This is a genomic window from Amphritea japonica ATCC BAA-1530, assembly GCF_016592435.1.
Lineage (GTDB): Bacteria > Pseudomonadota > Gammaproteobacteria > Pseudomonadales > Balneatricaceae > Amphritea > Amphritea japonica.
Map to the genome: position 1 here is coordinate 3,525,181 of NZ_AP014545.1, position 19,577 is coordinate 3,544,757.

Consider the following 19,577-nt stretch of genomic DNA (forward strand, 5'->3'; position numbering starts at 1 on the left):
CTTAGAAATAAAAACAACAAGCTAAGGCTAACGTTGTTGTCTAAGGCGGTCAGCTTATCCATTCCCTTTTCCCTACTCTCTATATTTATCCAATTTACTCAACTGACCACCGAATTTGCGGTGTTTACTGCGTTATTCCGTTAATTTTCATGCTATTATTCTGCGCTCTTATTCTGCGCAAGATTCTTAGTGAGATATGGATAACAATTCGTCACCTATAGGTTCCTTTATCCGCCGGCTGTTTGGTAGCAATAACAAAAGCTCTGAGAGTGCTGACAATCAGCAGGCACAAGGACGTCAGATCATACCGGAAGAGGTCCATCAGATTCCTCGCCGACGCCTGAACGACGCGGCGATGAAAACCGCCTATCATCTACAGGATGAAGGCTTTGAAGGCTATCTGGTCGGCGGCTGCATCCGCGATCTGCTGATGAACAAACACCCCAAAGACTTTGATGTTGCTACAAGCGCCACACCGGATCAGGCACATGCACTGTTCCGTCGTTCCAGACTGATCGGTCGTCGCTTTAAGCTGTTACATGTTCGCTTTGGCCGGGATTTGATCGAAGTTGCAACTTTCCGCGCCAGCCATGACAGCCATCCAAAGAATAACGACGGCGAGCACGGCCGCCAGAATGACAGCGGAATGATCGTCAGAGACAATGTATACGGCACTATTGAAGAAGATGCGCTACGACGTGACTTTACCGTCAACGCACTCTATTACTGCCCGAATGACCATTGCATCTATGACTTTACCAACGGTTTCAGTGATCTGAAAAACGGCACACTACGGATGATTGGCGACCCGGATGCCCGTTACCGTGAAGACCCTGTGCGTATGCTTCGGGCGGCTCGTTTTGCAGCGAAATTAGGGTTTACGCTTGAACCCGCATCGGAAGCCCCCTTAAAAGAGCTCGGCTACCTGCTAAAAGATATCGCCCCTGCCCGGTTATTTGATGAAGCGTTGAAAATTTTTCAGTCGGGCCATGGTGTGGAATCTTTCCACCAGCTGCGAAAATACAACCTATTGGAGCCACTGCTCCAGCAAACCGCTTACAGCCTTGATAACCCCGATGACTACCCGGTGGAAAAACTGGTATTAAACGCGCTTCAGAATACTGATCGCCGAATACAGCAAGACAAAAGTGTAACGCCAGCATTCCTATTTGCAGCCCTGCTTTGGTATCCGATGCAACGGCGCATGAAACAGCTAAAAGAAGAAGCCGGCATGCATACGGTTCCAGCAATGCACGAAGCCGCTAATCAGGTTATTGGCAATCAAATTCGTCAAACCGCGATCCCTCGCCGCTTCTCTACCCCGATCAGAGAGATCTGGGAGCTGCAATTCCGTTTACCTCGCAGACAAGGTAAACGCGCTGACCGACTCATAGAACATCCACGCTTTCGAGCTGCGTACGACCTGTTGATTCTCAGGGAAAATAGCGGTGAAGAACTGGATGGACTGGGCAAGTGGTGGACCGATTATCAGGTTCAAAACCCCCAAATCCGCAGTCATATGTCTCGCGAAGCAACAAAAGATGCGCCACCGAAGCGCCGTCGCAGACGCCGGGGCCCAGCAAAGAAGCAAGAATCTAATAATGGCTGATCAGTGGATCAACTGCTATATCGGCCTGGGCAGCAACCTCGAAAACCCGGTCACTCAGGTCGCAACCGCATTACTCGAGCTTGAACGCCTGGAACATTGTCGCAATCTGACTCACTCCAGCCTTTATCGCAGCGACCCGGTCGGCCCACCCGATCAACCCGACTACATTAACGCAGTTGCCCAACTGGAGACGTCATTACACCCTCTGGCACTTCTTGACGCTTTGCAGGCAATTGAGCAGCAACACCAGCGGGTCAGAATCCAGCACTGGGGCCCTCGCACTCTGGACCTGGATTTATTACTTTATGGTGATGAACAGATCAATAGTGACCGACTGACAGTGCCTCATCCCTACCTCCATGAACGCAACTTCGTTCTCTACCCACTGGCTGAAATAGCCCCCCAATTAAGCATCCCGCCAGGCAAAAACCTCACTAATTACCTCGAAAACTGCCAAAAAGACTCTCTCGAGCGAATTTAATTCTTTAAATTACTCAATATTAACAATAAGTTAGATGCTTTTTATTCAGTATACACAATAGATAATAGTTAAACCTAAAAGGCCTAGGTATAATCCCCAACCGTGTGAGTAATAAATAGACAGGTTCTCTTATGGGCAACATTACCCTTCATACCCTAACGGCGCTAAAACAGGCCGGAAAAAAGTTCGCAGTACTGACCGCCTACGACGCCTGCTTTTCCCACCTTATCAGCACCGCAGGTGTTGAGGTGATGTTAGTGGGCGACTCCCTCGGCATGGTCCTTCAGGGCAATGACAGCACTCTGCCAGTAACCGTCGAAGAGATGGCTTACCACACTGCAGCAGTGAAAGCGGGCAACCAGGGCTCAATGATTATGGCTGACCTGCCATTCATGAGTTATGGCACGCCAGAACAGGCGATGGACAGCGCTGCAGCACTTATGTCTGCAGGCGCACATATCATCAAACTGGAAGGCGCCGCCTGGCTGGACGAAACCATCACCTTGTTGGCAGAACGGGGCGTTCCGGTCTGCGCACACCTTGGCCTGACACCCCAGGCTGTAAACGTACTGGGCGGCTACAAAGTACAGGGTCGCGAGAACAACGCCGCAAAACAGATGATCGAAGACGCCGTGCGTCTGGAACAGGCTGGCGCAGCCATGTTGCTGCTGGAATGCGTTCCTTCACTTTTAGCTGGTGAGATCACCAAAGCGGTGGATATTCCGGTTATCGGTATCGGCGCTGGCGCTGAAACAGACGCTCAGGTACTGGTGATGCATGACATGCTGGGAATCACCCCAGGACGCAGTCCTAAGTTTGTTAAAAACTTTATGACTGATAGCGGCGATATCGCCGGAGCCTTTGAAGCATATGCTGATGAGGTCAAAGCTGGCACTTTCCCCGGAACGGAACACGGATTCGAATAACCATGCAAACTATCTTTTCTATCGCCGAGCTGCGAGAAGTTCTCGGTGCGGAGCGTCGTGCGGGCAAAAGAATTGGTTTCGTGCCAACGATGGGCAACCTGCATACCGGTCATATCCAACTGATTCACCAGTCCAATAATAACGCTGACATCACCGTTGCCAGCATCTTTGTAAACCCTCTGCAATTTGGTGAAAACGAAGATCTGGATGCTTATCCACGCACTCTGAGCGCCGATCAGGAAAAACTGGCTGCCGCTGGCTGCGATTACCTGTTTGCCCCAAACAGCAAAGAGGTTTATCCCAACGGCCAGGTTATACAAACCCTCGTAGAAGTACCGGGCATCTCTGATATTCATTGTGGTGCTTCACGCCCCGGGCACTTCCGCGGCGTAGCGACCGTGGTATGCAAACTCTTTGGTATGGTTCAGCCAGATGTTGCCATTTTCGGCGAGAAGGATTTCCAGCAGCTTATGGTTATTCAGCGGATGGCTGAAGATCTGTTTCTGCCCGTGGAGATTCAGGGATCACCTATTGCACGAGCTAAAAGCGGCTTAGCCCTTAGCTCTCGTAACGGCTACCTGACGCCTGAGGAGCTGGCAACAGCCCCCGCACTGAATCGGGCGATCCGCACAACAGTCGCTGCAATCAACGCTGGACGGCGTGACTACCTTAACCTGCAAGAAGAGGCCCAGATCACTTTAGAAGAAGCCGGTTTCAAACGGGACTACTACAACATCTGCAATCGCTTCGATCTTCAACCTGCCCAGTCGGACCACTCTGAGCTGGTATTGGTTGCCGCAGCCTACCTTGGTAAAGCTCGTCTGATCGACAATATGGTTATCGACCTCTAATTTAAGTTGCGATACCCCTCAGGGTATCGCTCCCTCTCAAACACCTTTCCAGAGCAGACATATTCGCCCTTAGTCGGCTTGGTTTTCTCCAACTCAACTGCTAAATTCCTATATCGGGTGCAATTTTCTCACACATTACACCTGACTGTGCCATATCCCATTGCAGTTACCTTTTGACTATGCTGTACTGCATTGCACAAAAAAATATACTATTAAAAAAACAGCTGCAGAGTGTGCTATATAGGCTACTGACAGGCCTGGTATCAATCCGTCACGGGGCGTGACTACACTACTGCAGAATTCTCACAAGCAAGAGGAAATATCATGCGTGATGTTGTTATTGTAGCTGCCGGACGTACGGCTGTAGGTAATTTTAATGGTTCACTGGCATCTGTTGCGGCCAGCGATCTGGGCGCTACGGTTATCAAAGGTCTGCTGGAAAAGTCCGGCATTCAGGGCAACCAGGTTGATGAGGTTATTCTCGGCCAGGTTTTGACAGCTGGCTGCGGTCAAAACCCTGCTCGCCAGGCAACAATTAATGCAGGTCTGCCGGTTGAAGTCTCCGCCATGACCATCAACAAAGTCTGTGGTTCAGGTCTGAAAGCGATTCAGCTAGCCACTCAGGCGATCCGCTGCGGCGATGCCGACATCATCATTGCCGGTGGTCAGGAAAACATGAGCATGTCCGCTCACGTTTTGCCAAACTCTCGTAATGGCGCCCGCATGGGTGACTGGAAGATGGTCGACACCATGATCAAAGATGGTCTGTGGGATGCATTCAACGACTATCACATGGGTATCACCACTGAAAACATCGCTGCAAAATACGGTTTCACCCGTGAAGAGCAGGATGCTTTTGCTGCTGCATCACAGAACAAAGCCGAAGCTGCTCAGAAAGCCGGTAAGTTTGACGACGAAATCATTCCAGTTGTCATCCCTAAGCGTCGTGGCGACGATGTTGTTTTCGATACAGATGAACAGCCTCGTCACGGAGCTACTGCTGAAGCACTGGGCAAACTACGCCCTGCATTCAAGAAAGACGGTACGGTTACAGCAGGTAACGCTTCTACCATCAATGATGGTGCAGCCGCTGTCATTGTCTGCTCTGCAGAAAAAGCAGCTGAGCTGGGTCTTCCTGTACTGGCAACCATCAAAGCTTATGCCTCTGCTGGTGTTGAGCCATCTATCATGGGTACTGGCCCTATCTGTGCCACTCAAAAGGCACTGGATAAAGCTGGCTGGTCGGTTTCTGATCTGGAGCTGGTTGAAGCCAACGAAGCATTCGCCGCTCAGGCAATGTCTGTAAACAAAGACCTTGGCTGGGATACCGACATCGTTAACGTTAACGGCGGCGCTATCGCTATGGGTCACCCAATTGGTGCTTCAGGTTGTCGTATCTTCGTTTCACTACTGCACGAGATGGCACGTCGCGACGCTAAGAAAGGTCTGGCTACTCTATGTATCGGTGGTGGCATGGGTACTGCGCTGGCAATCGAGCGTAGCTAAACCATTGAAACAAAAAAGCCCCGACTGTTAAGTCGGGGCTTTTTTATGCCTGTAAGCTTAATACACATCAGGCAGTAACAATCGCGCCTTTACCGACACCTTCAAAAGCCCTCACCATCACGTCACGCCCGGGATACGCCGCTTTTACCTGCTCGGCCAAATGACAGGCTATCTGTTCAACCGTGGTTTCCGTTTCGACCAGATAGCAATACTCTGACGGCAGCCGGATTTCAAACTGCCCCTGCGGCGCATCATACTGATAATGATGTTCTGCGGATGGCTCAGCGATTAAATGATTACGCGTACCAATATAGATATCATGAAAGGTTTCGGCCCACTGCTGCTCAACCCCCGTATCCCGAACCCCATCGAGAAACACCTCTATCCGTGAACGATGGCCATGCGCAATCCTCTGGCAGTTGCCGTCATGCTGCTGTAGCCCGTGGCTATAATGATAGAATGCACCACTAATCGCTTCAGGCACAAAGCTTATCTCCAGCCCTTTCACTTCTTCAGGAAATAGCTCCAGCAGTCGATCCTTACACCAGGCGGCCAGGCTGGTTTCAGTAACCTGCTCCAGCTCCACCAGCACAATTGCCTGTTCAGGGGAGCGACAAAAAAACTCCCCCCCGTCAGGATAGCGCCAATTAACCGTTGTCTCAGCACTCTGATGATCGATCTGCAAATCAGCCATGCCTGTCGGCACCACCAACGCATGATCAATGCAGTCATCAAACCACTGCTTCACCGCTTTTTTAACAATACCGAAATCACAAATCATGCCCTGATCATTCAAACTGCCATCCAGCACCAGCTGAACCAACCAGGACTCTCCCAGCAGGCCTCTCTGAGGATGCAGGTAAGAGAAATCAACGTTCGTCAGGTTATCTACAAAAAGCTTCACAGGCAGTCACACAGTTAATTACAGGGAGCGATTATATTCGCGGCGTTATATTAGCTGATTACCGACTCTATTGCATTCCAGCCGGTAACGGTATACTAGCTCTTTTTCACAACAGGCAGATGAATTTCAATGCGACTGGATAAATATCTGAGTCAGGCAACCGGCTTACCCCGCAGTCTTATTAAGCGACAGATTAAATGCAAAAATGTCGAGGTAAACAAGCAGGTCATTCAAGACCATGGCTACAAAGTGCTTGCCGATGACCAGGTACTGCTGGAGGGACGTGAAATAATGGCGCCCGGCCCAAAATATCTAATGCTGAATAAGCCACAAGGTACAATCTGCGCAACGGAAGACAGCGAGCACCCAACCGTGATCGACCTGCTTGAACTTGAAAGCATTCGCGACCTGCACCCCGCTGGCCGACTCGATATCGACACCACGGGATTGGTACTTATCACCAATGATGGCCAGTGGTCTCATCGGGTAACTTCACCGAAGCATCGTTGCGATAAAGTGTATTTTGTCACCACCGCAGAACCGATCACCGATGATTATCCAGAGCAGTTTGCCAACGGCATCGAGCTACGTAATGAAGAGAAGCCTACACTCCCCGCTGAGCTTGAAATTTTGTCAGAAACAAGCGCCCGCGTTACGCTGCAAGAGGGCCGCTATCACCAGGTTAAGCGTATGTTTGCTGCACTGGGGAATAGGGTAATTGGGCTACACAGACATCAGGTGGGTGAAATCGCCCTGGACGAAACACTGGAACCTGGTGAATTCCGGTTTCTGACCGAGCAGGAGGTCGCTTCAGTCAAATGAGTGATATTGCGTTTACATTATTGAAACCTGAACTGGACAATGCGTCTGGAACCGCTCTCTGGATTGCCGATGAGAATTTACTCAACCAGACAAGCCAGGTAAACCCCGACGTTATGGTGATCACCAATCGCTTTGATCTGTGCCAACAACTGAAGGATGCCAGCTGGCAAGCCACTTTCTCCGATTTTGATTTTAGCCACTACAACGATCACAGTGTCGATAAGATGCTCTATCGAATATCAAAAGAGAAACCTGTGGTACATCACGTTATCAATCAGGCGATCCGTATTCTCAAACCTGGCGGCCAACTCTGTATTTCCGGTCTTAAAAACGAAGGCATTAAAACCTATCTGGATAAAGCTAAAAAACTCTTTGCCGGACAGATTGAGTTAGTAAAGGCCGACAAAAACACCTGGATGGGCATTCTCAGTTCCCCGGGAAAGGCCGATACTGATTTTTTGGAAGACCAGAATTATACCGAGCTTCGGGAAGTCGCGACCGATAGCAACTTCAGCTATATCAGTAAACCTGGGGTCTACGGCTGGAACAAAATAGACAAAGGCAGTGCTTACCTTATTGAGGAGCTGGAGCTATTTCTGGAGCGTTTACCCACGCCTCCAGAATCCGTGCTGGATCTGGGCTGTGGATACGGCTATCTGTCACTTAACTGCTCAACCCTGGATGCAAAAATAACCGCGACTGATAATAATTCTGCAGCATTGCGACTGTGCAAGGAAAATCTGGCGCAACAGGGAGTGGAAGCGGACGTCATCGCCGCGGACTGCGCCGAAGGCATACGTGAAAAATTCTCACTCATTGTCTGTAACCCGCCATTTCATCAGGGCTTCAGTGTCGAAGGGGATATGACCGATCGATTTCTGAATGCAGCCCGACGCAGGCTCCAGGCTAATGGGATCGCCTGTTTTGTGGTTAATCTACACATACCACTGGAACGTAAAGCCCTTAACCTGTTTGACAGCATTGAAACCATTGCCGCCAATGGCAGCTTTAAATTAGTACTGCTGGCCCAGCCGCAATAACACTATTTTTACGGAGCCTTTATGGTCCCTTTATATTTGAAACAAACATGGTTCTTTTTCCGCGCCAACCTGATTCCGATTATGCGGATTCAATTGCCGTTCATCATCCTGATTACAATCATCAGCATGAGCGCGACACAATCAATAGATCCTGAAAACCCGCAGATAAATAACTCATTTATGATGTTTTATCTTGCCAGCCTGATCTTTCTGCCTATCTATGTTGGCGCCACCATCGCCTACCTCGAATCAGTGGTCAATGATCAACCTATCAACACCATCGAGGCCCTGAAAGCAGGCCTCAGCCGTTGGTGGCCACTACTGATTACCAAAATGCTGGGGGCGTTTGGCATAGTCATCGGCCTGTTTCTGTTCTTTATTCCCGGTATCTATGTACTAATTCGCTTTGCCTTTTCCGAATATCACAGTGTAATAGAAAAGAACAATCCGACTGACGCGCTTAAAAACAGCTGGGACGATACTTCGGAATACTTCTGGCCACTCGTCAACGGTCTGGCGGTACTCTTTGTCATACTACTGGGTAGCAACCTGCTACTTGAAGCACTCTTGCAGAGCATGGGTATAGAGTCGTTATTATTCCGCAGCCTGTTAGACATCGTATTCGGCTTTCTCAACTGCCTGTACACGGTTTATGGGTTTCGTCTTTATTGTGTGATGCGGGAAGGCCCTGCGGAGCAGGGCTAGACCGCCGCTGCGCGGCTAGCTAGACAGCGCTTCGCGCCTTGCGAGTGGCTAGAGCGGAAAACTGCGTTTTCCTGCTAGAAAGAGCAAAAGATAAAAGCCGTAGAGTTATCACCTACGGCTTTTTTATAACCGCTCAGTCTATTGTATGAAGAACCTTTAAAAATTGCGTCCGGCTATTTGCCTCAAAACGAATATGCTCATCATGATTCAAAGGCCTTTTTTTATCTGAAAATGCTGGAGCAATTACTCCCCATGTCGAGTTTCTAGCAAAATAGATCACATAATCGACATTACTCTCTTCCCACTTATTGTCGACAACGTGATCTTCACCTGAAGCTTCGACCGTTTTTATTTGGATTCTAAAATAGCTAGGCCCATCAGAAATAAGGATGTCGGTTTGATGACCATTATCCAGAACAGGAGTGAACACCTGCCAGCCATCATACATAAGCCAGCTAATGACCATACTTTCATAACTCATATTTTTAAGCGTTTGATGTGTATGGGGTTTTGTTTGAGTTAGTCTTCTAGGCATAACTTCCTCTCCATGCTTAAGCTACAACAATCACATAACAACTAACGATAAAAACCTAATACTCTGGTAACAACTTTTCATGCACCGAACCAAGCTTTTCATGCAGGTTGTCACACTCTAGATAAGAAGGTCCTTTCAAGCTACTCACGCAGCAGCCCGCGAATATCTCGCTCGATCGCCCTTGCCTGCTCTGATCCTGCATGCGTCTCGCCTATATAAATCGATCGGACCAGGCCCTGCTTATCGATCAGATAAAAGGTCGGCCAGTATTTATTGCCCATCATCTGCCAGTAGGTGAAGTCGTTATCCATCATCACCGGGTGATGCAGCTTAAATTCATCGATCTTGGCCTCTACATTAGCCCTGACACGCTCATGTGCGAATTCCGGCGTGTGTATACCAATTACCGTAAACGCCTCATCAGCCAGCTTCTGCTCAAGCTCACCCATCCATGGAAAAGAGCGATAACAATTCCAGCAATCAAACGTCCAGAAGTCCAGCATCACCACTGTACCCCGTAACTCTTTTAAGGATAGCGGCGGGCTATTCAACCAACTGTCTGTACCAGCCTGCGTAAACTCAGGTGCAGGTAGCGAAGTTTGTAGTTTCCCCGCGTTCGCACTGAAGCTTAGCCCAAGACCCACAAATAACACCACAAAGGTGCGGATAAACCCGTTCATAGACATCTCCCGTTCTTTGTTAAGACCTCCTCCGCCACCTCAGGTTCATATGCACCTTGGTGAAGAAGGTTTTTTCTAGCCACTAACAAGGAGCAAAGCACTGTCTAGCAAGTGACGAAGTCACATCTAACAACTACGGCTCTTATCCCCAGATTAGCCGGCATAAGCCTGTGCATAACATTGGGACAACCTTCCTAAGCCCCATCATTGCTAGGACTCAGAATATCGAGTTATAAATGAGCAGCTAGTATGCGGGATTGGAAACCCCACCTCAGAGAATCACTTTCCGATGCTTTTATAAATGCTTTTTCTAACCAGTAGCATGTGTGAAGCGCCGTTCCGGCAAGTGACGAAGTCACATCTAGCTACAGCTCTTCAGATAATAGTTGCATTCACACGCCATTTAATCATAATGAGAATCATTATCATTAAATATTAAGGAATGAAACAATGGGGTCACTCAGAATCGATGCCTGGTTAGAACGCAGGGAACCAGTTATAAAATTACACAGCGGCGTGTCTGACAGCCTGATTGCCGAGTGGCATGGCAGTGCCGTGATCGAATTATTAGAACAGGGCATTGTGACCCATGAAGAGATGCTTTCAAATGATCATAACAGGCAGCAGCAGGCAGCCCATGAACTACTGCTCAACGCTTGTGCAAACTCACTTTGCAGCCGAAACGGCCCACAATGCTTTAACTGTATAACCGGGCGCCTGCTACGCGCACTGGCCCACAGTGACAGCTCTGCAGATCAACCTTCAGTCGCAGGGCTGGAACTGTATAAAGCAGTCGTTTAATTAGTGGGGGAAAATACCTTCTGGTACGCCGAGGTGCCCCATAATGGAACAGTGGAAAGACTGTGTTTATAACTTCCATTGATCTCTTTGGTCGAATAAGACAAGTACATCAGTGTCTGGGACTCAGGATCTAAAATACGCCTGATTTTCATCGTTTTAAAGAAAACACTTTTAGACTTCCTAAAGACCACCTCTCCATCTTTCGAGCGGTCTATCGACGCGATCATATCCGGAGAGATTATGCCGGTCTGACGGCAAGCAATTGAGGAGTCGCTGGGGTCAGAAAAGTCCAGATCCGCTTCGATACTGGCCACATGACAGGTAACACCTGGAATTTTCGGGTCGACCAGAACATTCAGTTTAATATCCTTAGTCGTTAACATACCCAGGGACACATCACCGACCTCATCACCGCTACAGCCGGTCAGAAATAATACCAACCCACCTATCAATACGCTCTTTAACATCAGTCCTGCCTCTCATTTCATGTTTCAACACAACCCGCAGTCACAAAAAAGCCCCGCATCAGCGGGGCTTTTTCAATGAACCAAAACGAGTTTACTCTACAGACTCGTCAGCTTCCAGATCACGCATTGTCAGTTTGATACGACCGCGAGGATCCACGTCCAGTACCTTAACCTTAATAACATCATCCATCTTGATATAGTCAGTAACTTTCTCAATACGCTTGTTAGCGATTTGAGAGATATGCACCAAACCATCTTTACCTGGCAGGATGTTAACAAAGGCACCGAACTCTTCCAGACGAACAACCTTACCTTCGTATACCTGGCCAACTTCAGCTTCAGCAGTGATCTCTTTAACTTTATCAACCGCCGCCTTAGCTGCCGCTTTATCAGCTGCATAGATGCGAACAGTACCGTTATCTTCAATATCGATAGTTGCGCCGGTCTCTTCAGTCAGAGCACGGATAGTTGCACCACCCTTACCAATAACGTCACGAATCTTCTCAGGGTTGATCTCGAGCAGAGTCATCGCAGGCGCATTATCTGGCAGCTCAGGACGAGCATAACCGATAACCTTAGCCATCTCTTTCAGGATGTGAGCACGCGCTTCATAAGCCTGCTCCAGAGCAATATCCATGATCTCTTCGGTAATACCGGTGATCTTGATATCCATCTGCAGTGCGGTAACACCCGCATCGGTACCAGCAACCTTAAAGTCCATGTCACCAAGGTGATCTTCATCACCCAGGATATCGGTCAATACAGCAAAACGTTCGCCGTCTTTAACCAGACCCATTGCAATACCCGCAACAGGCGCTTTAAGCGGTACACCAGCATCCATCATCGACAGAGATGCACCACATACAGACGCCATAGAGCTTGAACCGTTAGATTCAGTGATCTCAGATACCAGACGGATAGTGTATGGGAATTCTTCCTGCGACGGCAGCACCGCAGCAACACCACGACGTGCCAGACGGCCATGACCTACTTCACGACGACCGGTAAAACCGATACGCCCTGCTTCACCTACAGAGTATGGAGGGAAGTTGTAGTGAAGCATGAACGGATCGCGACGTTCGCCTTCAATCGCATCAATGATCTGCTGATCACGTGCAGTACCCAGGGTACAAGTAACGACTGACTGTGTTTCACCACGGGTAAACAGAGAAGAACCATGAGTTCCGCTCAGTACATCGATCTCAACTTCGATACCGCGAACAGTCTTGCTGTCACGACCATCGATACGTGGCTGACCATCGATGATACGACCACGAACAATCTCTTTCTCAAGCGACTTAAAGATATCGCCTACTTCACCGGCAGAAGGCTGACCTTCTTCACCGCAAAGTGCCGCAACAACTTTAGCGCGGGCATCAGACAGTGCTGTCTGACGCTGCATCTTGTCAGCGGTCTGGTAAGCAGCATTGATATCTTCGCCAACAGAAGCCCGAACCTGTTCGATCAGTGCTTCATTCTTAGCTTCAGGCGTGTATTCCCAACGTGGCTTACCGGCTTCAGCAACCAGCTCGTTAATCGCATTGATAGCAACTTGCATCTGCTGATGACCGAAAACAACAGCACCCAGCATCTCATCTTCAGACAATTCCTGTGCTTCAGATTCAACCATCAGAACCGCATCTGAAGTACCGGCAACAACCATGTCCAGCATGGAGCTTTGCAGTTCTTCGTAAGTTGGGTTCAGAGAGTAACCCGCGTCTTCAGTATAGCCAACCCGAGCACCACCAATAGGACCCTGGAATGGAATACCGGAGATCGCCAGCGCTGCTGAAGTACCCAACAGTGCCGCGATATCTGGATCGTTAACTTTATCCGCAGAGACAACCGTACAGATTACCTGTACTTCATTCATGTAACCTTTCGGGAACAATGGACGGATAGGACGGTCGATCAGACGAGACGTCAGAGTCTCTTTCTCAGAAGGACGCGCTTCACGCTTAAAGAAACCACCAGGGATACGGCCAACAGCGTAATATTTTTCCTGATAGTGAACAGCCAGAGGGAAGAAGTCCTGACCTTCGCGAGCAGATTTAGCACCAACGACTGTACACAGAACCTGTACACCGCCCATAGTAACCAATACGGCTCCGCTTGCCTGACGGGCAATGCGACCTGTTTCCAGGGTAACTTCATGCTTACCGTACTGGAACGTTTTAGTAATTGCTTGTGGCACGATTCTATTCCTTACCTTTATGCAAAATAAAAAAATGTCTGTGCAACGTTACACCGGCCTCTTTTAGCCAGTACTCTGCTGAGTTCTTTTCAATTAAAGAACGCACCAGAGTACAGGCTGGTTGGTGTCAACGCGTTACAGACTCATGGTCAAAATCCGCTTTTGCAGATTTTAAAAAGCACCGGGGTCATCAATGATGACCCCGGAACATTATCTTAGCGACGCAGACCCAGACGCTTGATCAGATCAGCGTAACGAGTAACATCTTTCTTCTTCAGGTAGTCCAGCAGCTTACGACGCTGGTTTACCATGCGGATCAGACCGCGACGAGAATGGTGGTCATGGATGTGACCTTTAAAGTGAGACTGCAGACCAACAATGTTGTTAGTCAACAAAGCTACTTGTACTTCAGGAGAACCAGTGTCGCCTTCAGCACGTGCGTATTCAGCTACGATCTCAGCTTTCTTTTCAACAGATAATGCCATTTTTAAAACTCCAATAATAATATGCACACCACGTTGTGGTGGATTAATAGTCGCGTTGTACCGAGCATATTGTCAGTGCAACGTCAGATTGCCAGTGCCGCCTAAGCCACACCGGCAAATTCAATTACAGATCCTGAGTACTCATTAACCGACGCGGCAATAACTGCCCAGCGGCATCGATTTCACCAATACCCAGAAACTTCTCACTCGCGGCATCGCGGATGCGCACCAGTGGTTGTGCTGCAATATCTTCCAGCACGACTCGCTGCCCTTTACAAAGAGCATCGGTCTGAACATCCGATAGCAATACCTCAGGGGCATCTTCAACCGGACTCCAGGGTGGCAATAATAACCCATCCAGATGCGTTTGTATCTGTTCTGCTGACGCATCCGTAGCCATATCCGCAACTAGCTGTTCTAAATCAGCTAGCGGCATCATATTCTCAGCCTTATAAGGGCCAGAATCGAGCCGACGCAACATCTTTACATGCGCACCACAGCCGAGTATTTCACCCATATCCTGTACGATTGAGCGAATATAGGTGCCTTTACTGCAGCGAATATCCAGATCAACTTCATCGCCTCGAAAATCCAGCACTTCGATGCTATGCACCGTAATCTGTCGACTCTTTACTTCAACCTCAATACCCTGACGAGCCAGCTTATAAAGCGGCTGACCATTATGTTTCAAGGCTGAAAACATCGAAGGCACCTGAGTAATCAGGCCGGTAAAGTCACTTTGCAGTAACGTATCGATCTGCTCACTACTGAGGTTATCCGGCAATGGCCGCTCCTCAACAACAACACCATCTGCATCGCTGGTATCTGTTCGCTGACCCAGTTTAGCGGTGGTGATATAACGCTTATCAGCATCCAGAAGAAACTGGGAAAACTTAGTCGCTTCACCAAAGCAAAGCGGCAACATCCCGGTTGCCAGTGGATCCAACGCGCCGGTATGGCCAGCCTTAGCCGCACCATAGACACGTTTTACAATTTGTAGCGCCCGGTTTGACGAAATCCCGCCCGGTTTATCGAGCAGAAAAATACCATTCACCGGCCGGCCTTTTGCCCGCCTAGCCAAAGGTTATTCTCCGTCTTCAGAATTGTTGTTACGGCCATCGGCCTGAGACGCCTGAATAATCAGGTCGTTCAGACGTCGACCACGGTCAACACTCTCATCAAAGTGGAAACGCAGTTGCGGCATCACCCGCAGTTTGATCTTGCTGGACAACTGTCCACGCAGGAAACCCGCCGCATTGTTAAGAACCTTAAGCGATTCTTTCACTGCAGTGGCTTCATCTTTTCCACCCATCGCCATCACGGTGATGTAAATATCAGCATAGCCAAGATCTTTGGCGATCTTCACATAGCTGATAGTTACCATCCCCAGGCGCGGGTCTTTAATTTCTCGCTGAATCAACTGAGCCAGGTCCTTCTGGACCTGGTCAGATATCCGCTGTGTACGACTAAATTCTCTTGCCATGGTAGCGTCAATACACCTTTACAAAGTACGCTGAACTTCAACAGTGTCGAAGACTTCGATCTGATCGCCGACCTTCACATCATTGTAGTTCTTAACGCCGATACCGCACTCCATGCCCTGACGAACATCAGCCACGTTATCTTTAAAGCGACGCAGAGATTCCAGCTCACCTTCATAGATAACCACGTTCTCACGCAGTACCCGGATACGCTTGTTACGGAAGACTGAACCTTCAGTAACCATACAGCCGGCAACAGCACCGATCTTAGGTGCACGGAAGACATCACGTACTTCGGCAATACCCACGATCTCTTCCTTGAACTCAGGTGACAGCAGACCTGTCATTGCCTGCTTAACGTCATCAATGATGTCGTAGATAACACTGTAGTAGCGCAGCTCAATCTCTTCACGCTCAACAATGGCGCGAGCCTGAGCATCCGCACGCACGTTAAAGCCGATCATGATCGCACTGGACGCCAGCGCCAGGTTTGCATCAGTTTCAGCTATACCACCGACACCGCCGGATACGATATTAACCTTAACTTCATCGGTGCTCAGATCCATCAAAGAGGCATTCAATGCTTCAAGTGAACCACGTACATCCGCTTTCAGAATGATATTAAGAGTCTTAACATCACCTGCCTGCATATTTTCAAACAGGTTCTCAAGCTTAGCCTGCTGTTGACGCTGCAGTTTAACTTCACGGTATTTGCCCTGACGGAACAATGCGACTTCACGCGCTTTCTTCTCGTTAGAAACAACGGTGAACTCTTCACCAGCACCCGGTGTGCCATCCAAACCGAGAATCTCGACAGGAATAGAAGGGCCTGCCGCTTTTACCGGCTTACCATTCTCATCCAGCATCGCCCGTACACGACCATACTGCAGGCCTGCCAGAACGATATCACCCTGATTCAGGGTACCGTTCTGTACCAGCAGAGTCGCAACAGGGCCACGACCTTTGTCCAGACGGGATTCAACCACAACACCACGACCAGAAGCCTCAGGAATGGCTGTCAGCTCAAGCAGTTCAGATTGCAACAGAACCGCATCTAAAAGCTGATCGATACCTTCACCGGTCTTAGCTGACACGTTTACAAACTGAACATCGCCACCCCAATCCTCAGGGATAACATCGCGCTGAGCCAGTTCGTTTTTAACACGATCCGGGTCTGCATCTTCTTTATCAATCTTGTTAACTGCTATAACCAGCGGAACACCTGCTGCTTTAGCGTGATCAACCGCTTCTTCAGTCTGTGGCATTACACCATCATCTGCTGCAACAACAAGGATTACGATATCGGTTAACTGGGCACCACGGGCACGCATAGCGGTAAAGGCAGCGTGTCCAGGCGTATCCAGGAAGCTCACCATGCCATGACCGGTTTCAACGTGGTAGGCACCAATATGCTGGGTAATACCACCGGACTCGCCTGCCGCAACGCGGGTTTCACGAATATAATCCAGCAACGATGTTTTACCGTGGTCTACGTGGCCCATTACAGTCACAACCGGAGCTCGTTCAACCTGTTCACCAGCGATCTCTTCAGCGGCGCCAGATGTTTGGTTAAGCTGATCTTCTACGGTATTCTCTGCCATCGGAACAGCCGTATGACCCATCTCTTCAACGACCAGCGTTGCAGTATCCTGATCGATCACAGAGTTGATAGTCGCCATCGCGCCCATCTTAAACATTACCTTGATCAGATCAGCCGCTTTCACTGACATCTTCTTAGCCAGTTCTGCAACCGTAATAGACTCAGGAATACCTACTTCATGAATCACTGGAGCTGTAGGTTTCTCAAACGCCTGAACGTTAGAGCTGGTCATACCACGCTGAACCGGCTTACCACGACGATTACCGTCGCGACCGCCCGGCTTGCGTGACAAGCGCTTATCATTGCCTCTGCGACCCGCTGCAGGCTTATCCTGGCTACGGAAATTTTTCTTGCGATCAGGCTTAGGCGTTGCCGCCGCTGGAGCAGGAGCTCCTGCAGTTTTGGCAGCCCCTGCAGCCGCAGGTTTAGCTGCTGCTGGCTTCTTAGGCGCAGCCGCTGGCTTTTTAGGCGTAGCAGCTGGTGCCGCAGCCCGGTTAGCTTTTGCTTTCGCTTCAGCTTCAGCTTTCAGACGCGCATCTTCACGCTGCTTTTCCTGCGCTGCCTGTAACTCAGTATCGCGACGCGCCTGATCCTTCAATTCAGTTTGAAGACTAGAACCTTTCGCCTCCTGAACCGGCGTCTCTTCAACGTCAGAGCGCTTCACATAAGTACGTTTCTTCCGCACTTCTACATTGATAGTTTTCTTACCAGCCGCGCCCGATACTTTAAGCTGACTTGTCGTCTTACGCTTTAATGTAATTTTCTTCGGCTCGCCATCGGATTTTTCACCGTGGCTGCGTTTCAAGTGATTAAGCAGTTTCTGACGCTCATCTTCCGTTACGGAAGCAACTTCATTTTTGCCTGCAATACCTGCTTGTTTCATCTGCGTAAGCAAACGATCAACGGGAACGCCAACTACTTCGGCAAGCTGTTTTACTGTGACTTCTGCCATCTGGGTTTATCTCCTCCGTTGACTTATTCTTCGTCCGCAAACCATGGGGCGCGCGCAGTCATGATCAGCGCTGCAGCCTTCTCTTTATCCAGCTCTTCAATATCAAGCAGGTCTTCAACCGCTTGCTCAGCCAGATCTTCCATGGTTACGATACCTTTACTGGCCAAAACAAAAGCCAGGTGACGCTCCATACCTTCCATTTCCAGCAAATCCTGAGCAGGTTCGGCATTATCAAGAACCTCCTCGCTTGCGATCGCCAGATTCAGTAGAGCATCCTTAGCGCGGGTGCGCAGCTCATCAACAATATCTTCATCGAAACCATCAATTTCGAGCATCTCTTCTGCTGGCACATAAGCCACCTCTTCAAGAGAGGTAAAGCCTTCATCTACCAGTACTTCTGCAATATCATCATCCACATCAAGGTGTTTAACGAAAATTTCCAGAATAGAGCCAGCCTCAGACTGCTGCTTCTCAGCCGCTTCATCTTCGGTCATGACATTGAGTTTCCAGTCGGTCAATTCAGATGCCAGACGAACGTTCTGTCCACCGCGACCGATAGCCATTGCCAGATTCTCTTCAGCAACAGCAACATCCATAGAGCGGGAATCTTCATCCACTACAATAGAAGCGACTTCAGCCGGAGACATTGCGTTAAGCACCAACTGAGCTGGGTTATCATCCCAAAGAATGATATCAACACGCTCACCGCTCAACTCATTAGACACCGCCTGAACCCGGGCACCACGCATACCAACGCAAGCACCAACTGGATCAATTCGACCATCATTCGTTTTTACAGCGATCTTAGCGCGAGAACCCGGATCACGAGAAGCCGCACGAATTTCGATAACTTCTTCCGATATTTCTGGCACTTCGATGCGGAACAGTTCAATCAACATCTCGGGACAACTGCGGCTCATCGCCAACTGCGGCCCACGTCCTTCGGTGCGGATCTCGTTCAATACAGCACGAACACGATCACCCATCCGATATGTTTCACGCGGCAACAACTGGTCCCGTGGTAATACCGCTTCAGCGTTATTACCCAGGTCCATAATAATATTGTCCCGTGTTACTTTCTTGACTGTGCCAGAAATCAACTCACCCAGGCGACCACTATACAAAGCGACCACTTTAGCGCGTTCAGCTTCACGCACTTTCTGAACAATAACTTGCTTGGCGGTCTGGGCAGCGATACGACCAAACTTTACAGATTCCACTTCTTCCTCGTGGATATCACCAGGCTGAAGACTTTTATCAATCTCCTCAACCTCTTCCATGTTCAACTCGGTGCCTAGCATCGGCACACCTTCGTTGCTCACTACAGTCCAGCGACGAAACGTTTGATAACCTCCGCTGGTGCGGTCAATTACAACGCGAATATCCGCTTCTTCGTCATAACGTTTCTTGGTTGCAGTTGCCAACGCCAACTCAATCGCTTCAAAAATAATCTCTTTAGAGACATCTTTTTCGTTAGATACTGCTTCTGCAACCAGTAGAATTTCTTTATTCATACAACTGCCCCGACCTCAAAATTC

At 49.1% G+C, this 19,577-nt stretch carries 19 protein-coding genes; 9 read left to right on the forward strand and 10 right to left on the reverse strand.

Features of this window, described 5'->3' with window-relative positions:
• Positions 1–196: 196 nt before the first annotated feature.
• From pcnB to AMJAP_RS16230, 5 genes are all read left to right on the forward strand, one after another.
• Complete coding sequence (pcnB, locus tag AMJAP_RS16210) at positions 197–1,609, forward strand: polynucleotide adenylyltransferase PcnB (RefSeq protein WP_019623138.1); 1,413 nt, start codon at positions 197–199, stop codon at positions 1,607–1,609.
• Positions 1,602–2,090 (forward strand): 2-amino-4-hydroxy-6-hydroxymethyldihydropteridine diphosphokinase, encoded by a 489-nt coding sequence (gene folK, locus AMJAP_RS16215; RefSeq protein WP_019623137.1) that lies wholly within the window; start codon positions 1,602–1,604, stop codon positions 2,088–2,090. Before pcnB ends, folK begins: the two co-directional genes overlap by 8 nt.
• 131 nt (positions 2,091–2,221) lie before the next feature.
• On the forward strand, positions 2,222–3,016 hold the full coding sequence (gene panB / locus AMJAP_RS16220) for a 3-methyl-2-oxobutanoate hydroxymethyltransferase (RefSeq protein ID WP_019623136.1): 795 nt from the start codon (positions 2,222–2,224) through the stop codon (positions 3,014–3,016).
• A 2-nt stretch (positions 3,017–3,018) separates the two neighbouring features.
• A complete protein-coding gene (panC, locus tag AMJAP_RS16225; RefSeq protein ID WP_019623135.1) occupies positions 3,019–3,867 on the forward strand; it encodes a pantoate--beta-alanine ligase in 849 nt (282 codons plus the stop codon).
• A gap of 324 nt (positions 3,868–4,191) precedes the next feature.
• The gene (locus AMJAP_RS16230) at positions 4,192–5,373 is read left to right on the forward strand and encodes an acetyl-CoA C-acetyltransferase (protein WP_019623134.1); all 1,182 of its coding nucleotides are present in this window, start codon (positions 4,192–4,194) and stop codon (positions 5,371–5,373) included.
• 67 nt (positions 5,374–5,440) lie between these two features.
• Here AMJAP_RS16230 and AMJAP_RS16235 read toward each other — a convergent pair whose 3' ends face one another.
• Complete coding sequence (locus AMJAP_RS16235; protein WP_019623133.1) at positions 5,441–6,277, reverse strand: 6-carboxytetrahydropterin synthase; 837 nt, start codon at positions 6,275–6,277, stop codon at positions 5,441–5,443.
• 129 nt (positions 6,278–6,406) lie between these two features.
• Here AMJAP_RS16235 and rsuA point away from each other — a divergent pair, with 129 nt between their 5' ends.
• Genes rsuA through AMJAP_RS16250 form a run of 3 tightly spaced genes read left to right on the forward strand, consistent with a single transcriptional unit; the run spans position 6,407 to position 8,844 of the window.
• Complete coding sequence (rsuA, locus tag AMJAP_RS16240; RefSeq protein ID WP_019623132.1) at positions 6,407–7,099, forward strand: 16S rRNA pseudouridine(516) synthase RsuA; 693 nt, start codon at positions 6,407–6,409, stop codon at positions 7,097–7,099.
• On the forward strand, positions 7,096–8,139 hold the full coding sequence (locus AMJAP_RS16245) for a methyltransferase (RefSeq protein WP_019623131.1): 1,044 nt from the start codon (positions 7,096–7,098) through the stop codon (positions 8,137–8,139). The genes rsuA and AMJAP_RS16245 overlap by 4 nt, the downstream gene beginning before the upstream one ends.
• Positions 8,140–8,160: 21 nt before the next feature.
• Complete coding sequence (locus AMJAP_RS16250) at positions 8,161–8,844, forward strand: YciC family protein (protein WP_019623130.1); 684 nt, start codon at positions 8,161–8,163, stop codon at positions 8,842–8,844.
• 133 nt (positions 8,845–8,977) lie between these two features.
• Here AMJAP_RS16250 and AMJAP_RS16255 read toward each other — a convergent pair whose 3' ends face one another.
• Together AMJAP_RS16255 and AMJAP_RS16260 are read right to left on the reverse strand one after the other, a co-directional pair.
• Positions 8,978–9,379, reverse strand: a complete 402-nt coding sequence (locus AMJAP_RS16255) for a hypothetical protein (protein ID WP_019623129.1) — start codon at positions 9,377–9,379, stop codon at positions 8,978–8,980.
• 140 nt (positions 9,380–9,519) lie between these two features.
• A complete protein-coding gene (locus tag AMJAP_RS16260) occupies positions 9,520–10,059 on the reverse strand; it encodes a redoxin domain-containing protein (RefSeq protein ID WP_026340261.1) in 540 nt (179 codons plus the stop codon).
• Between the two features lie 450 nt (positions 10,060–10,509).
• On the opposite strand from AMJAP_RS16260, the gene AMJAP_RS16265 reads away from it, so the two are divergent.
• Complete coding sequence (locus tag AMJAP_RS16265; protein WP_019623127.1) at positions 10,510–10,860, forward strand: hypothetical protein; 351 nt, start codon at positions 10,510–10,512, stop codon at positions 10,858–10,860.
• Here the strand turns inward: AMJAP_RS16265 and AMJAP_RS16270 are convergent.
• The 7 genes from AMJAP_RS16270 to nusA form a co-directional block, all read right to left on the reverse strand.
• The gene (locus AMJAP_RS16270) at positions 10,857–11,327 is read right to left on the reverse strand and encodes a CreA family protein (protein WP_019623126.1); all 471 of its coding nucleotides are present in this window, start codon (positions 11,325–11,327) and stop codon (positions 10,857–10,859) included. The two genes, AMJAP_RS16265 and AMJAP_RS16270, sit on opposite strands and share 4 nt — an antisense overlap.
• A gap of 91 nt (positions 11,328–11,418) precedes the next feature.
• Entirely contained in the window at positions 11,419–13,521 is a 2,103-nt protein-coding gene (gene pnp / locus AMJAP_RS16275; RefSeq protein ID WP_019623125.1) for a polyribonucleotide nucleotidyltransferase, read from the reverse strand.
• 215 nt (positions 13,522–13,736) lie between these two features.
• Positions 13,737–14,006, reverse strand: a complete 270-nt coding sequence (rpsO, locus tag AMJAP_RS16280; protein ID WP_019623124.1) for a 30S ribosomal protein S15 — start codon at positions 14,004–14,006, stop codon at positions 13,737–13,739.
• Positions 14,007–14,130: 124 nt separating this feature from the next.
• The gene (truB, locus tag AMJAP_RS16285) at positions 14,131–15,060 is read right to left on the reverse strand and encodes a tRNA pseudouridine(55) synthase TruB (RefSeq protein ID WP_019623123.1); all 930 of its coding nucleotides are present in this window, start codon (positions 15,058–15,060) and stop codon (positions 14,131–14,133) included.
• Between the two features lie 30 nt (positions 15,061–15,090).
• Positions 15,091–15,489 (reverse strand): 30S ribosome-binding factor RbfA, encoded by a 399-nt coding sequence (rbfA, locus tag AMJAP_RS16290; RefSeq protein ID WP_019623122.1) that lies wholly within the window; start codon positions 15,487–15,489, stop codon positions 15,091–15,093.
• Between the two features lie 18 nt (positions 15,490–15,507).
• Complete coding sequence (gene infB / locus AMJAP_RS16295) at positions 15,508–18,039, reverse strand: translation initiation factor IF-2 (RefSeq protein WP_019623121.1); 2,532 nt, start codon at positions 18,037–18,039, stop codon at positions 15,508–15,510.
• A 23-nt stretch (positions 18,040–18,062) separates the two neighbouring features.
• Positions 18,063–19,553 carry a transcription termination factor NusA gene (gene nusA, locus AMJAP_RS16300; protein ID WP_019623120.1) on the reverse strand — a complete coding sequence of 497 codons (1,491 nt, stop codon included), beginning with the start codon at positions 19,551–19,553 and terminating at the stop codon, positions 18,063–18,065.
• Positions 19,554–19,577: the final 24 nt, after the last annotated feature.

Bases quoted from the DNA above. Each gene is read 5' to 3' on its own strand.
- pcnB (WP_019623138.1), top strand. From the start codon at position 197: ATGGATAACAATTCGTCACCTATAGGTTCCTTTATCCGCCGGCTGTTT.
- folK (WP_019623137.1), top strand. From the start codon at position 1,602: ATGGCTGATCAGTGGATCAACTGCTATATCGGCCTGGGCAGCAACCTC.
- panB (WP_019623136.1), top strand. From the start codon at position 2,222: ATGGGCAACATTACCCTTCATACCCTAACGGCGCTAAAACAGGCCGGA.
- panC (WP_019623135.1), top strand. From the start codon at position 3,019: ATGCAAACTATCTTTTCTATCGCCGAGCTGCGAGAAGTTCTCGGTGCG.
- AMJAP_RS16230 (WP_019623134.1), top strand. From the start codon at position 4,192: ATGCGTGATGTTGTTATTGTAGCTGCCGGACGTACGGCTGTAGGTAAT.
- rsuA (WP_019623132.1), top strand. From the start codon at position 6,407: ATGCGACTGGATAAATATCTGAGTCAGGCAACCGGCTTACCCCGCAGT.
- AMJAP_RS16245 (WP_019623131.1), top strand. From the start codon at position 7,096: ATGAGTGATATTGCGTTTACATTATTGAAACCTGAACTGGACAATGCG.
- AMJAP_RS16250 (WP_019623130.1), top strand. From the start codon at position 8,161: ATGGTCCCTTTATATTTGAAACAAACATGGTTCTTTTTCCGCGCCAAC.
- AMJAP_RS16255 (WP_019623129.1), bottom strand. From the start codon at position 9,379: ATGCCTAGAAGACTAACTCAAACAAAACCCCATACACATCAAACGCTT.
- AMJAP_RS16260 (WP_026340261.1), bottom strand. From the start codon at position 10,059: ATGAACGGGTTTATCCGCACCTTTGTGGTGTTATTTGTGGGTCTTGGG.
- AMJAP_RS16265 (WP_019623127.1), top strand. From the start codon at position 10,510: ATGGGGTCACTCAGAATCGATGCCTGGTTAGAACGCAGGGAACCAGTT.
- AMJAP_RS16270 (WP_019623126.1), bottom strand. From the start codon at position 11,327: ATGTTAAAGAGCGTATTGATAGGTGGGTTGGTATTATTTCTGACCGGC.
- rpsO (WP_019623124.1), bottom strand. From the start codon at position 14,006: ATGGCATTATCTGTTGAAAAGAAAGCTGAGATCGTAGCTGAATACGCA.
- rbfA (WP_019623122.1), bottom strand. From the start codon at position 15,489: ATGGCAAGAGAATTTAGTCGTACACAGCGGATATCTGACCAGGTCCAG.
- infB (WP_019623121.1), bottom strand. From the start codon at position 18,039: ATGGCAGAAGTCACAGTAAAACAGCTTGCCGAAGTAGTTGGCGTTCCC.
- nusA (WP_019623120.1), bottom strand. From the start codon at position 19,553: ATGAATAAAGAAATTCTACTGGTTGCAGAAGCAGTATCTAACGAAAAA.